8 protein-coding genes and 1 pseudogene are annotated in these 15,367 nt (G+C 45.7%); 5 read left to right on the top strand and 4 right to left on the bottom strand.

The genetic code is table 11. The features are described 5' to 3' along the window. Positions 1-591: 591 nt before the first annotated feature. From B3W37_RS01080 to B3W37_RS01070, 3 genes are all read left to right on the top strand, one after another. Positions 592-1,491: a PLP-dependent cysteine synthase family protein gene (locus B3W37_RS01080; RefSeq protein ID WP_483174526.1), complete on the top strand. Its 900-nt coding sequence runs from the start codon at positions 592-594 to the stop codon at positions 1,489-1,491. Between the two features lie 509 nt (positions 1,492-2,000). After that, entirely contained in the window at positions 2,001-3,233 is a 1,233-nt protein-coding gene (locus B3W37_RS01075; RefSeq protein ID WP_481042446.1) for a peptidoglycan-binding protein, read from the top strand. Between the two features lie 198 nt (positions 3,234-3,431). Further along, positions 3,432-4,310 (top strand): right-handed parallel beta-helix repeat-containing protein, encoded by an 879-nt coding sequence (locus tag B3W37_RS01070; protein WP_481042444.1) that lies wholly within the window; start codon positions 3,432-3,434, stop codon positions 4,308-4,310. 103 nt (positions 4,311-4,413) lie between these two features. Here the strand turns inward: B3W37_RS01070 and B3W37_RS01065 are convergent, their stop codons facing one another. Continuing rightward, complete coding sequence (locus B3W37_RS01065; protein WP_483174525.1) at positions 4,414-5,253, bottom strand: prenyltransferase/squalene oxidase repeat-containing protein; 840 nt, start codon at positions 5,251-5,253, stop codon at positions 4,414-4,416. 323 nt (positions 5,254-5,576) lie between these two features. Between B3W37_RS01065 and B3W37_RS01060 the strand changes: the two genes are divergently transcribed. Further along, positions 5,577-6,131 carry a hypothetical protein gene (locus B3W37_RS01060; protein ID WP_481042440.1) on the top strand — a complete coding sequence of 185 codons (555 nt, stop codon included), beginning with the start codon at positions 5,577-5,579 and terminating at the stop codon, positions 6,129-6,131. Next, positions 6,131-6,331: a helix-turn-helix transcriptional regulator gene (locus B3W37_RS01055; protein ID WP_481042438.1), complete on the top strand. Its 201-nt coding sequence runs from the start codon at positions 6,131-6,133 to the stop codon at positions 6,329-6,331. The genes B3W37_RS01060 and B3W37_RS01055 overlap by 1 nt, the downstream gene beginning before the upstream one ends. A gap of 237 nt (positions 6,332-6,568) precedes the next feature. Here the strand turns inward: B3W37_RS01055 and B3W37_RS01050 are convergent, their stop codons facing one another. From B3W37_RS01050 to B3W37_RS01040, 3 genes and pseudogenes are all read right to left on the bottom strand, one after another. Next, complete coding sequence (locus tag B3W37_RS01050) at positions 6,569-8,065, bottom strand: purple acid phosphatase family protein (protein WP_481042436.1); 1,497 nt, start codon at positions 8,063-8,065, stop codon at positions 6,569-6,571. Between the two features lie 502 nt (positions 8,066-8,567). Beyond that, positions 8,568-11,226 (bottom strand): annotated as a pseudogene (gene ppsA / locus B3W37_RS01045) (phosphoenolpyruvate synthase). A 750-nt stretch (positions 11,227-11,976) separates the two neighbouring features. Then, positions 11,977-15,367 (bottom strand): S-layer homology domain-containing protein (locus B3W37_RS01040; protein WP_483174524.1); only part of this gene is annotated, 3,391 nt, incomplete at its 5' end.

Below are 15,367 nucleotides of genomic sequence, written 5' to 3'. Positions count from 1 at the left end.
ATTTGCAAGCTTCAATCACTGTTATTGTTAGGGTTTTCTATTTTGCGTGTTAACTCTTTTACCTGATTATCCAATTTTTTAATATTTCTAATAATCCATATAAGAAAGTATATTATTGCCCCATACATAATCAGTAAACCTATTATATATAGAAGTGACCCAACAGTATCATTCATGCATTCCGCTCCAATTTTATCTATTACTTTAAGTTAATTTATTACGGTTGTATTTGATCATTATATATTATACTTCTTAGGGCTGAAAAGGCTTGCGCGCCGTATGGTTTAAAAGACTGAAATGAGGGAACGGTCAGATATGGATTACCAACATCTCCATTTGACACATACGCATTTTTTTCTCCTTCTTCTTCTTTTCCTTCTCTTCTGCTGCATTATCATCACCACCTTATAAATAATATTGGCCATCACCATAGATAATGCAAATAAACTTGAGATGGTTCCATTTTTAACCCGGTCACAATATCCATATTCTCTTTATATCAAACGACATACCGGGCATACTTTTTTCACGCTTATTGTGGAAGATGCTATATAATATAGTGTTGGATAGTAAAATGGAGGAAGAAAGCATATGTACGACAACATTATCGATACCATTGGCCGCACTCCACTTGTTAGGATAAATAAGCTGAACCCCAAGCCGCATATCCCGCTTTACGCAAAGTTGGAGGGATTTAATCCAACCGGGAGCATCAAAGATCGTATTGCCATAAAAATGATTGAACAGGCGGAAGAATGCGGTGCTTTGACGAAGGAAAAAACCATAATCGAACCCACCTCTGGAAATACAGGGATCGGTCTGGCGATGATAGGCGCCGTCAAAGGGTATGCGGTTGAAATAGTCATGAGTGAAGCGGTTTCCGTGGAACGCCGCAAAATGATTGAGGCTTTCGGAGCCAGAACTACTCTTACGGATGCCTCTCAAGGTACGGATGGAGCCATCAGGAAAGCTCATGAACTTTGCCGCAACCATCCTGATAAGTACTTCATGCCCAACCAGTTTTCCAATGAATATAATAAGCTGGCCCATTATGAAACTACCGCCAACGAAATCTGGGAGGACACCGGGGGCAAGGTTACCCATTTCGTTTCCGCTCTTGGCACCTCCGGAACCATTATGGGAGTAGGCATGGGATTAAAAGCCAAAAATCCTAATATTCAGATCGTTGAGGCGCATCCGGTTCTGGGCCATTATATCCAAGGCCTTAAAAACATGCAGGAGGCCATAGTCCCGGAAATTTACGATCCTGCCCAGATCGACTGCAGGGTCATGATTGAATCCGAGGATGCTTTTGCCATGGCCCGAACCATTGTGGCCCAGGAAGGCATTTTTGTGGGTATGAGCAGCGGAGCGGCCATGGTCGCCGCACTGAAATGCATCAGAGACATAGAGGAAGGCTTTGTAGTGGTCGTTTTCCCCGACCGGGGAGAAAAATATCTGAGTACGGGATTATTTCATCTGTCCACCTGATAGATAGCCCATTAGCAGGCTCTATTCCAAACAATTAAAGGAACCCAGACCACTTTCATGGCCTGGGTCTTTTTTATGGTGAAGCCTTTGCAAGGTTTTTAGGAAACCGCAAAGTGCCCGCGATGAAATTGTCTGAGTTTTCAACGCTTACTTCCCAACCTGAATCCTACCAATCTTTTAAAAGCATACCAAACCTTACCTAACACCAAAGACCCTTACGTATCTTTTATCGAGTGATCACCCGCTATTAGTCTAGTAGAGGCTGAGCAGCCTCTACTATTATTTGCCATTATTGCCTGCCGATTCACCAAACAGGAAAATCTGGCCATAAAGCCCTTTATAAAACCAGTGCTGATTTAATTGCCCACATTTACCAAAAGGTAGTAAAAGATTTGAGCCGAATTATCTAATATTAAGGAGGCGCTAACGGAAATGTTTAAAAATTACATACGAAACTTAAATGAAATGAATGTCGTCTTCTTATTGCTGACTTCTGAAAGGAGGAACTGATGCTAACGTTACGTTGCAAGCAATTGTTTTTTTGGTGTGTATTAGCCTTACTTATGGTGGCTATAATACCTTTGCCAGCCGGGGCCAGTGATTATGGCGCACAAGATTTAACCCTGGGCAGCCGAGGTTCAGCTGTCAGTCAGTTGCAGAAAGACCTTGCCGGGTTGGGCTTTTATACAAATGGTGTTGATGGATGGTTCGGTCCAAAAACTCATGATGCTGTAGTGGGTTTTCAAAAATCCCGAGACCTGAAAACGGACGGCGTTGTGGGTCTGAAAACCAAAGCAGCCCTGAATGATGCATTAACACAGGACAGTTATGGTACAAAAGATCTAATCCTGGGCAGCCGGGGTTCAGCCGTCAGTCAATTGCAACAGGATCTCACTAAATTGGGCTTTTACTCATATAGTATAGACGGATGGTTTGGTTCAAAAACTCGTGATGCTGTAGTGAGTTTTCAAAAATCCCGAGGACTAAAAACGGACGGTGCTGTGGGTCTGAAAACCAAGGCAGCCCTGAATGATGCATTAACAGGGAAAGCGCCGTCGCCCCCGGTATCAGCCTCCGCTAAACTGCCTACTGCAGCCAGTATCAGTCATTATAATAGCCACGAAAAACCGATAGTTGACTCTTTCCGGGCCAACTTTGACGGCAGCCTTGCTCAAACTCTGGTGGGGCGCGCAATTTGGTACATGGAATATGGCTATATGAAGTATGGGCATACCAAGTATGCTACCACCGGTTATATCGACTGCTCTAATTTTGTTTCTTTGGTATACAAAGATTTCGGATATTCCATCACTTCGGCAGCCAAAAACTATGGCTCAGTAGGGGTAAAGGTTCAGGGTGTTTATGCGAATAAAATATCCGGAACGTCTAAATACTCCCTGGTAGGCGTAGAAAAGCTGAAACCCGGCGACATATTCACATTCTGGAACTCTGATGCCCCAGCCAGGACACATATAGGCCATGTAGCTATATACATGGGCGTAATTAACGGCAAACCTTGCATAATAAACACCTGCTCAGGAAACCCCACCGCTATAGGAATAATTGATAGCTTTTCCTACTGGTATGGTTCAAGCCTCATAGAAGTGCGCAGAGTTTTACCGGCCAGCGCATATGTGACAGGCAACAAAATTAGCGATCAAGGGCCGGTTATTCCAGCAATATATCAAATTATACCGGACAAACCAATCGTGATGCCTAAAAACCTTCGCACCGGCTTCTAAAACCCTTTTTAAAACCTATACGTCTCCTTAACCAAAACCTCGCTAAATCGCAAGAAATAGCGAGGTTTTTATTTTGAAAATGTACAAAAAGTGGATATAAAGCCAATTGTTCATTAAGCTTTCACCATAAAATTCCAATAATCATAAGCTATAAAAAACCAGTAACTAAATTAGTGGCCCAAAAAAGGAGTGATATGAATGGCAATAGTCCGAGTCCCACAAGACCGAGATACGATACAACTCGGCGTTGATGCCGCAAACCCCGGTGACATCGTACTAGTGGACAAAGGGAGTTATAAAGAATCAATAATAGTCAGCCAAAACTCCATCCGGATTGTCGCAAAAGTAAAGCATGGTGTAATTCTTGAGTCCAGTACGAGTTCTGAGAACGCCATCAAACTTGACAATACGTACAATGTAGAAGTTTTTGGTTTTGTTATTCAAAATTCCCACAGATCAATATGGATTTATAGAGGAGGTTACCACCGTATTATTGGGAACATCTTTCAAAACCACAACGCCGACGGTATTATCTTTGAAGATTCTACCGGCAACTTCCTCTACCAAAACACCGTTCGTAACAATTTCTCAGTTGGCGTATTACTTGGTTGGTCAAACCCCGGCTCAACAAGCAACTGGCTAGTTGAAAACGTTATCAATGATAACGGCGGCCACGGCTTGGAAATCTGGACCCCTGCCGCTACTGGCAATGCCGTTATCAACAACAGTATTTATGGGAACCAAGGTGAAGGCATCTTCACAAAGGGTCAAAACACATTGTTATACGGCAACCGGGTTGAAAACAATACTTCCAACGGCGTAAAGTTACTGTTGGGAAACAACTCCATCGTGGTGAACAACGACATTAAAGCCAACATCTGCGACGGTATCGACGTCTCTAGCAACCAAAATATTGTATTTGCCAACCTTGTGAAGAAAAACCACGGAACCGGTATCCAAATCAGTGGCGATGAAAATATCGTGCAGGAAAACAATATCATTAATAATAAAGGGGGAAATATAGAGAATAATTGCAATAACAACATCTTTGACAACAAAATCGAAAACACACGTTAGTAAGATGTTATCGACTTAACAACATCTTCGACCTTGATGCCGATTAAAAAAGCGCCAGCCGGAGAATTGCCTCGGCTGGCGCTTAACTGTCCTCTTATACTGCCTATCTCTTTTCGCCAAGGTTATTGAAGATTTCGTGATAGCGTTTTGTTCCCAATATACTCGGTTTACCCTTTTTACAGAAAGAAAGCCCGGCCAGCTTCGGAACAACGCGCTCAACCACAATCTGTCCATCGACCGTTTTGGATTCCAGTGCTTTCAAGGCTTCAAGAAACCGCTTGTCTGCCTTGGCCCGGTTATAAAAGGATAAAACATAGACGTACACAAAAAGATTGTAATTGCGGAAAGGATATTCGACCTGCATGAACAATGTGCCCATTCCATAGTGACAAGGACCAATCGGCTTCCTGATTATCCAGTGCTTCAACAAAAAATCTACAGCTTTGTCAAGTGCCGGTTCTTTATTGAGATAGTCGCTAAAGCGAAAAGCATTAAGAGCGGTAAGCGTTGGGAAGGGATTTGAATACTCTGTTTCCGGGCCCCGGCCAAAGCTAAACTTGTTACAACGCCAGCCGCCGTCAATATACTGAATATTCAAAAGATGCTGGAATGTTTTTTGCAGCCTGGCATCCGAGGCATACCCGATGTGGCAAAGCGCATTGGCGGCGTGGATGGTGTGGCATGGGTAGATAGAGCCTTTGGGATACATCTTGAAACGTCCATCCTCCTGCCAGGTGCTGAAAAACAATTGGGCAGCTTCTTGAAGCAAAGGCTCGGCAGGCTCCATACCCAATTCTAACAGGAAAAGTACACTCTCCAGAGTTGAGAACGGGGCTCCTTTTAACAAACGTTTGTCGGGTGTGGCCCAAAGATCGCCTCCATTATCGTATCTGTGCGTTAATATCGCTTCAACATCCGATAAATATTGCCTATCTACAGCCATTCTTTCATCTCCATCCCTATGTAAATCCATGCTCTATTCATTTTCTCGTCTAAATACGCACAATATGATAGGCGAAACTCAGCCGACGATATTTAAGAGCTTTACCTATTGTTAATCTTATTATCATGAATTTCCATTTAAATCAAACCCTTCAGATCACGCTTTATTATCATAGCTTTTATCATGATGATACAAAGAGTCTCTCTGCTCTTCTCTGCACGATGGTTATGTAAAGTATGTGATATAAAAGGTAAAATATTATTTACATTTAGATCAGCTTATTATACAATTTAAATTGAAAAAACCAAAAGGAGAAAAACACTATGCAAAATAAACTGGTTTGGTTTGGGGTATTCGTGGTAATGTTTCTGATCATAAGTGTGATAGTTCAGTTTTTCAAGGAGGGCATTGTCGATCCGGTTCGGCTTTTGGCAACGGCCGCTGGACTTGCGATCGCTTTTTTTATTAATATAGCGCCCAAAAAACCCATTGTATTATGGATTGGATTAGTTCTTACCGCACTTAGTGTGCCTATTATTCTGGTAGGAGTGGTTCTAGCTGTTCTTTCCATATTTTCTATTAATCCAAGCGGGGAAAGTATGCTGGTTATTTATATTCTAGGAATTGTTATAATTTTTTATCTCGCCAAAAGGTTTGGAGTCAGTCATTTTTTCCCTGACCCGGTTATAGACGAAAGAATTGTGTTGCATTATGCCTGGTCGGGCTCTTTGGCGTTTATATTTCTTAATTTCTTAATCATAGGGGCAATTATACAGCCCTGGATAGCCCTTGACCAATTAGGATTATGGATAGGTATATTAATTGCAGGACTGCTTTTTTGGTTTGCCAGCCTGGTCCTTTTGGAGATGAAACAATAATGAAAAATAAGCTGAAGGTTTATCGAGCCATGCATGATCTGACCCAGGAGGAATTGGCCAACAAGCTGGGCGTTACGCGGGCCACTATTAACGCCATTGAGAAAGGAAGGTACGACCCTTCTCTTAAACTGGCTTTCAAAATAGCACGCTTTTTTGAAGTAACTATAGAAACTATTTTTACGCCCACGGAGTCAGGCTGAAATAAAACCTGAAGTAGTTGGGCGCAGTGATATTTTTTCCCCCTCCGAATTTTTCTCCTATTTCTTACTCAATGTGATCTCTAAAGACATAAATGCCTTGTTATTAAAGCGGTACCGATTGGCGCTTGCTGAAAAAAACCCGGTCATCAAATATTATCCATTTGACCGGGTTTATTGTACCTTATCCTGTTTTATCTGCTGTGGATACTATCTATTGATCTCTCGTTATATCTGCAATTATCTAGTAACTTTAATACTGTCATAAAGAAAAGTATCTTCAACGATAGAGTTGGTATTAGGATCAAAACCGGTCATATAGGTGTTAAATTCAACGGTTCCCTTTGACACGGTTATAGCTGTAAAGGTCGGGGTGCGGAAGAAATCAGGATCAACACCCTCCAGATCATCATTAGTGCAGGGCCCGGGATTCAGGACTTTCCCGGTGATTTCTGAGACATAACCGGCTGGTAAGGCTGAATTTATGTCCAGATAGCCAAAGTCAGGGGCCACCGGGTCGTCTTGCTGGATCCAGCTGTCGTCCATGATGGGCGCATAGAATTTTAGACTGCTGCCGGTATTACCAACGTAATAGAGGGGTGTATTGTCAGGATCTTTAGCCATATACTCACGGTCTGAGATCTGTCTGGTAATATCCGCTGCGCTGCCGTCTTCCTGTACAAAACCACGGCTTAGAACATGGTCATGCCCCTGAAGAACGAAATCAACATCAAGTTCGGCAAAAATAGGCGCCCAATACTTCCGGTTATAGATGACATCTTGATCATCCATGTGGTTGGCCCCAGAATATAAGGATTTATGGAAGCCGACGAAGATCCACTTGCCCTCTGCTTTTGCCTGGGCAACTTCGTCCCTTAAAAACTCAGTTTGAGCTTCACGGTTGGCGTCACTGTTCTGAGAATAGGCTGCTTCCAAATTCAGGATAATCATCCGTGCAGCACCATAATCAAAAGCATAAGACACCGGTACACCCTCAACTTCATTATCCCAGGTATAATGACTGCTTATGCCTCCAATTCCGCCATTGCTGGAGTCATGATTACCCATAGCGGCGGCCAGGGGCAGCTCAGAAATCAGGCTGCCGCTGAAATCTTCATTGAACATGGCATTGCCGGGCTGATTAAAGAAAGATTCCCATTGTCCTTCGTTTTGAGCTTTATCGGTGAGGTCTCCGGCAATATATGCGAAATTGGCATCTGGATATATTTCTTGGGCCATATCCAGATTGGCTTGCCATGCCCGGGAATGATTTTCTTTAATTTGTGAATCGGAAAAATACAGGAAGGTATACTTACCGTTATTATTCGGAGCTGTTTTGAAACCGCGCTCTTCACTCATTTCTTCCGCAGTCCCAACCTTATAACTATATTCGGTGTTTGGTTTTAACCCCGTGATGGTAGCTGAATAAAAGTTTTTCTCGGTTACACCCGTGATTGTTGAACTTGTTACCGTTCTTGTTTCGGCATTGGCGTCAAATTGCACTGCGCTACTCTCTTTTTTATTGGCCTGCCAGACCATTACTACGGGATCCGTAAGAGTAGTGTCGAGGGTTGTCCAATTTATGTTTATGCTGGTTGTGGGCTCACTGGTCATAGCCAGGGCAACCTGGCTGGGGGTCTGCAATGAACTATCAGCGGCCAGGGCGGCAGTGGAAAAACTGAAAGTAGTAATAGTGACGCATAGCAGTAAACTGGATATGGCTTTTCTTAACTTCAAGTCTTGTACCTCCTTTATAATTACATAATGTTGGCTACAATACCGATAACCTATGCTTCCCTCCTTGCGTTCAGTTTTTGGATTCTAATGAAAATTATAGAGATACAATGTTAACTTCCCAGGCAAGCATATGTAAAATCAATGCAAGCTCAGGTAAAACTTTTGTAACCCACGTGACCTTCATCGCTAAGCTTTTTGCCCGGCATTATCATAAAATTTTTTGACCGGTTTGCCGGTCAGGGGGGTGCAAATTTGTCCGGAATATACAAAAGAAGTTAAGCGAAAAAAGACAGCAGAACGAGTGAAAAAGTATAGACAAAACCATAAAAAAACGGCTAAGAATAACATCTTAACCGCTCTTTTTATTGTTACGCTAGAATCAAATGTTACTGCAAGGCCACCTTTACAGTAATAAGTTTCGTGTAATACTCATCTGGCAAATGCATCAACTATTAATAAACGCACACCCCCTCGTCAATCTTTCAACGACAACCTCTTCCCATCATAGTATTTCCACATAGCCTTCAGTTCCATTTACTCGGATTCTCTGTCCGTCTTTTATTATTTTGGTAGCATTTTTCACTCCGACAACCGCTGGTAAGCCATATTCACGGGCGATAACCGCTCCATGGGTCATCAGTCCGCCAACTTCTGTGATCAGGCCTTTTATGGATACAAACAATGGCGTCCAGCTGGGGTCAGTAAAAGAGGTGATTAATATATCTCCCTCTTCCAGAGCAGCGTCTTCCATGTTTAAAACGACGCGTGCCCGCCCCTCTATTACTCCGGAAGAAACAGGCAGGCCTGCTATAGCTTGGGCCGGGAGATTTTCCCGTCTGTACTCACCGGAGAGTGTTTCACCATCAGAGGTGATCACACGCGGGGGAGTTAGTTTTTCATAGAATTTGTACTCGTCTTTTCGAATGCTTACGATCTGGTAATCCAGTTTATTTGTGCGTACGGCTTCGCGAAGTTCTTCAAAAGTGAGATAGTATATATCTTCTTTTTCATGAATAACGCCCAATTGTACGAGTTGTTCGGCTTCCTTCAGTAAAGCCTGCTTATAAACGAAGTAGCGACTGATCATGCCGTATTTGGGATATTCACGATAACCCATGAAATTCCGGATCAGGTCGATCATTCGTTTTGTTTCTTGGGCTTTTTGTTCACCATCCGGCAATTGCTGCAACCGCTCTAATAACTCTTGTTCTTTTTTCAAAGCAATACGCCGCCCTTGCTCAAATATCCGTTTGCCGGCATTGGTCTCAAAGTTCTTGATGTTGCTGAGGATCATGGAGACAAGGGTAGTTGGTTTTTCGCTCCAACGAGGTTTGGTAATATCGATTTCTCCGGCACAGCGCATTCCATATTGGTTGAGATAAGCACAGATAGCGTCTCGGGTTTCCCGTCCGCCATCAAACTTAACCAGTTCATCCAAAAAGTTATCATCTTTTACCTGTTGTAAATAAGCAATGACTTCTGGATAAGGGCGAATCACATCCGCGACACCCAGTAGCGCCAGACCCATTTCCGAAGTGATATTGTTTGGTACGGATTGAGAAAGCGTGTCTGCTGCGTTTTTTTCGCCTAGCCACTCCATCATTTTTTCATTGATCCATGAGGAAGCATCCAGAGCAGCCATAAACACACCCGAACTTTGTGGGTCAAATAAAATTTTCTTCAATTGCTGGATATCTTCCAGGATAAAATCAAACAAATCCGCTCCCGATTTCGTCTGGATGTTTTGTTTTAACTCCTCTATCGATGTTTGACTTCTCTTAATCAAATCAGCGACGATGGGTCGGATCGTTTTCGATTTGGGTACGAAAACCCGCAGACGAAATAACTTTATTGCTTTTACCGGGACTTAGTTCTTTTTTATCATCTGGCAACGATTTTATAAAATCTCCTCGCTTGATGATGGTCATGAGGGCATCTTTGATGAGCGGATCGTGTTGTCCCATGGTATCTAATAAAGTTTCCCTGCTGTCAGGCGAAGCCAGCATGTGGGTAACATCGACAAACAACCTTCCACCAGCTTTATGCATGGGTGCAGGAGTGGTTAACAGGAAAAAAGACAGTCCCAATGGTTTCATGGGGTCGGTCATCATTTGTTGGTGGCCGACAGATACATAGACGTGATTTTCCTGATCATGGGCTTCGGGGACAGGGTATAACGTTGTAATGGGCCGGCTCTGGACAATGAATAAGGTCAGGGGACACACCTGCCCTGGAGGAATGTCTCCTTTTGATCCATCATCAGCCAAACACCATTCGATGTCCTGGGGGCAGCCGAAATGTGCTTCGATCTTTCTGCCTATGCCTTCAAGCCGCAAAATCTGCTCATCTGTCAGCGCTGGCCTGTTCTGCTGCTCAGGCAGGATCTCTTGTTCTTTCGTACCGCCGTCTTTTAAGGCATAAATAGTCCGCTTCTTGGCGGATATCTTCTTATCGATAACCTTGCCGTTACGTACTTTATAAATATCAGCATTCACCAGGCCGGAGACCAGGGCCTCGCCAAGTCCGAAGCCGGCGTCAATGGATAACACCTTCCGATTGGAAGTGACGGGATCGGCAGTAAACAAAATTCCTGACGCCTGCGGGAAGACCATCTTCTGAACAACTACAGACAGGTATATTTTACGGTGATCAAAGTTGTTTTGAATGCGGTAAGTTACAGCACGTTCCGTATACAGCGATGCCCAGCACTTGCTGATATGCTTCAGGATCGCCTCCTTACCGATAATGTTCAAATACGTATCCTGCTGGCCGGCAAAAGAGGCCGCCGGTAAATCCTCCGCGGTTGCGCTGGAGCGTACTGCATAGGCATTTTTTTCTCCAAGCCTTAAAAGGTGGCTGATGATCTCTGCACTAATGTCCTCAGGGATGGCGGTCCCTTCGATGACCCTGCGCATCTCACCGCTAAGTTCAGCGATTTTATCCCGGTCTTTCACCTTTAGAAGCGATAACTGAGCAAGCAATTCGTTAATCGGCGATGTTTCCCCAATGATTCTTTTAAAGGCTTCAGTAGAAATACAAAAACCATCCGGTACGCGTATTCCTTCAATCTTGGCAAGTTCCCCCAGGTTGGCGCCTTTGCCCCCAACAACCATGAGTTTGGTTTGATCAATATCCTGAAAACCAAGTACAAAGGAGCTCATACGTTTCCCTCCTTTGGCAATTCCAGCTTTGATAATTTTGATGACATCTTTCAGGTTAAACGATTTACTGGAGTATTGTACTAGCCTATAATATACCTTTGAAATATCTTCTTTATACTCCGACAATTTCCTTTGTAGAGGTTGTTTTTAAGCAATGCCGGGGAAGTTTTAATGCTTATTTCCTGGGTCACATTCTGGCGAATCACACCACCGAACGCCTTTTCTGTGCGATATAGGTCAACAAGCAAGCCAGTGTACCAAGAATTAAATTATTTCTAAACAAAAGCAAGGTAAACGCGCCGCTTTTTTCCGTCCATGCAACCGCATTAGTCCCCCCATGGACATCAAAAAGCCATGCGGGGTTATTTCGCATGGTTTCAAATCAGACAATGACAATGTTACAGATTAAGACGGTATCCCGCGCGATATAATGGTCCGCGCCAAGCCCAAGCCCCGTATTTTATCTGCGGATTCGGTCCGGGCCGTTACCATGAGGATGGGAACGTCTATATTGTCCTTTAAGACTTTCTATCGCAGATTTTGAACAGACCATGTTTACCACCGGAAGTTGTCAGCAGTATCGATTTAATCAATGGATTGGCATTCAACTAAAGTAAACAAAATCAACTTAGACAATACTTTTCCCAGAAAACACCCCCGGGCTCACGTCCGGGGGTGTTTTAATGTGTTCAAAAGCTGCTGTTTTCTATCGGGTTAACAGCAATATTACGCTTGCGTTAACCTATAGTATTATTTTCCTGCCTCTAAAGCTAGGGATATAATCACTGCCGCTTCAGCCCTGGTGGCATTGTTCCCCGGTCTGAAGGTTTGATCACTGTAGCCGGTGATTAATCCGTTGGCAACAGCTATTGCAACAGGCTCTTTCGCCCAATCGGAGATGGCCTCATTGTCGGCGAAGCTTAACTGCCCAGAGGGGCCTGTCAGTTTGGCTGTTCTTATTACCATGGCTACAATCTGTTCCCGGGTAACCGGGTCATCAGGACCAAATTTGTTGTCCCCGTAGCCGTAGATAATTCCTGCGGCATAGGCGGCGGCAATGGATGCCTTGCCCCAATGACTTTCAGTGTCGGCAAATACTTCGCTATTATTAGCAGCCGGGATTTCCATGGCATTCACAAGCATCTGAGCAAATTCAGCCCGGGTGACTGTCTTATCAGGTTTGAAGGTGCCGTCAGAATACCCGTTAATTGCACCGGATCCAACCAGGCTGCGAATGGCATCTTCGGCCCAATGGCCTAAAATATCATTTAAAGCCGCAAACGGGACTTCCGGCTCTTTAGGTACCACAGGTTCAATACCGGTTTTGGCTTTTGCCAAAACCGCAAACTTGGCAAAGTGGTCTGTCGTACCACTGACTGTTCCTGCGGACCAATCTACTTCAATATTGTCCAGCATGTTCCAATTGCTTCCGTCCCACCCGAAGACTGCCAGCTCATCTTTTTCCTGATCTGCCTTGCTCTTGTCAAAGGGCAGGGTAATGGTTACGTCTTTGTTGAAATTACCGCTCTTATCCTTGCTGAAGTCAAATATGCTGCTCACCAGCCTGTATCCCTTAGGGAAGGTAAGACCTGAACTGTCTATTTTGGTGATGGTTACTCTGATGGTGGTACCAACGGCGCCCTTGGGAATTACCGCCTTGGCGTCATCCTTTCTTGCTGTGCCGCCTTTGCTGTCAATCAAGGTTCCGGAGGGGCTTAATCCGCCGCCGCCTCCACCACCACTGCCGCCTCCGCCGCTGCCCTTCTTAGCAACAGTAACGATGGCTGCAGGTGCCGCTTCGTAGACAGTGCCGTCATTGTAGGAAAGCTTCAAGGTATAAGTCTGTGCGTCTGCAGTATCGTTGTTGGCAGGGAAGCTGAGGGTCGCCTTTTGTTGCGTGCCGGTACCCGTGGTAACTGCAGTTATACCCGGGACAGCGCTTCCCGTTCCGTCAAAGGCCGAAATACGCAGGCCATTTTCCAGGCTTACGCCGGTCAGGGTAATGACGTTTGTTCCCCCCGCAGAAGGCATGTTGGCCGAAGCGGGGCTTATTGCGGAAACGTACGGGCCGACCCGGATATCAAGGCGTTTTTCCACAAAGCTTGTTCCGGTGTCGGAGTTGACGCAGGCACAGATTAAGGTCACTTTGCCACTCTGGCTTCCAAAAGAAAGGGTATTTTCGTTTATGGCAGCCGTTGTCCCGTAATTTTCCAGCGTCCAGCGGATTGATGACGGGTAAGCCTCAAGCTCCTCAGCGGTAAATTTCTGGCCATACTGGTCGAAGGTGGCCACCGCCAGCGTATTCAGAGACAGAACCGCATTTAGGGCTACGGATTGCGGAACGTTGTTCACACTGATACTGCTTAGCCGCCGCGGGGCGCCAACTTTCAGAGGAATCTTGTTGCTGGTAATGGTCTCGCCTCTGGAATTTTCACAGTCAGCGTAAATCAGGCTCTCTGCATCCTCTACCAGGGCGTGCAGTATACCCCCGTTAAGCTGGATGGCAGCGGGGTTGCTGGAATGCCATACAGGCTCCGGTAAAAACCCTTCCCCGTATTGATCATAGCCGGCAACGGTGAAATAATGGTTGAGCATGGCATTTTCGTCTACCCGTAAAAGGAGATCCCTCGTCATTGCCGCAGTCAGCTGCTTGAGCACAGGTTTCTGGCGTACTTTGACAACCACATTGCTTGCCGTTCTGTCGGCTGTTGGCGAATATGCTTCCAGGATGACGTCAGCCACAGAGGCCTCAGGAACCGTACCCTCTGGAACAGTCAACTGGTCCTTTTCAGCGTCGATGCTGGCGTCTGTCTGATTGTTTTCCGCCAGGCTCCAGGTAATATCGTCAGGGAGCTCTATGGGATCGCCGTGCTGATCCCGGGCCCGCAACGGGATCTGGTTCAAATCGTAGGCTGCCCCTTCCCGGGCCATGGGTGCGCCCGAATCATAATAAAGCTCATTGATATAGGGAAGTGCTTTTATCGTGACAGCCAGCGGTGGAGCGTATATGACCCCCAAGGGGGCACCCTCTGCGTCCCTGGCCTCGGTCGGATAGGAAAGGGTCAGGGTATCGGTTCCAACTACAAGGCCGGTCAGGATATTGCCTGCAATCGAGGCGTAACCCTCTTTCCCCAAAGTCCAATGATATTCGTCAGGATCCAGGATGAAAGAGTCGCCGTACTGATCCTGGCCGGATACTGTGAGGTCGGACAGATCGAAACTGTTTTTGCTGTCATCGTTCCAAATCAGCGCGGGGATAGTATCCTCGACAGTGATCTCCGCCAGATAGCGGGGAGGCAGCACGGTCAGGGAAACCCGGTTTGACTCCACCTCGTTAACGATGGCGTAAATCTGATAGGTGCCGGCTTTGTCGAAGTCGATCTCACCGGTGTCCTCGTCCACAGTAATGCCATCGGCAGCTTCAGCATACCACTTGATATCACTGGGGGTGAACGGTTCACCCTCCAGGTCTTCCGCAGTCACCGTAAGACCGGAGATATTGGTAGTGTTGCTGCCGTCGTTGAGATAAAATTCGTCAAAGCTGCCCGTCAATGTCACAGTTGAAAGAGGTACGGGTCTGATGGTCAGCAGGATTTCTTCAATGAAACAGTCATCGCTCATGGCCACCTTAGCGGAGTTAGGTGCGTATCTAAGGTAGAGCTCCGTGTCTCCTGCGGGCTTCAGCGCACGTACGATGGGATTCCTGTTGCGGTCGGCGCCAATCTCGGCGTACTCCATATTGAGGTCGCCGTCTTCGTCCACCACCGTCCATTCCCCGTCGAGCCGGGCGTTAAAGCCATAGTACGGCACGTCCCATTCGTTTAAGGCCGAGACATTGATGCCGTCCAGCCGCTGAGACTGCTGTTCATAGAGGGTAATACTCTCGGTGTCCGGCACAAAACGCGCTGCCGGATAGAGTGGCACAACCTTTTTGGGAATGATGGTGGTGCCTTTGGAGGTATAGTTGAACAGGCCTCCGTAGGGTGAATAGGGCTGGCCGGAACGCAGCTTGTCGGCGGCAGGCTTAAAGGCGGAGTTGGCCATCAGGCCGTTGTCGGTAGATCTGAGATCCAGCCGGTCGCGATCGGAATCGGGGCCCATAGCGTTGACGATTCTGCGGTCCAAATCCAGGATGGCGGAG

This window comes from Syntrophomonas sp. UBA5494, assembly GCF_002426325.1.
Note: the sequence above shows the minus strand (reverse complement) of the source record. Positions and strands in the feature narration are given on the sequence as shown.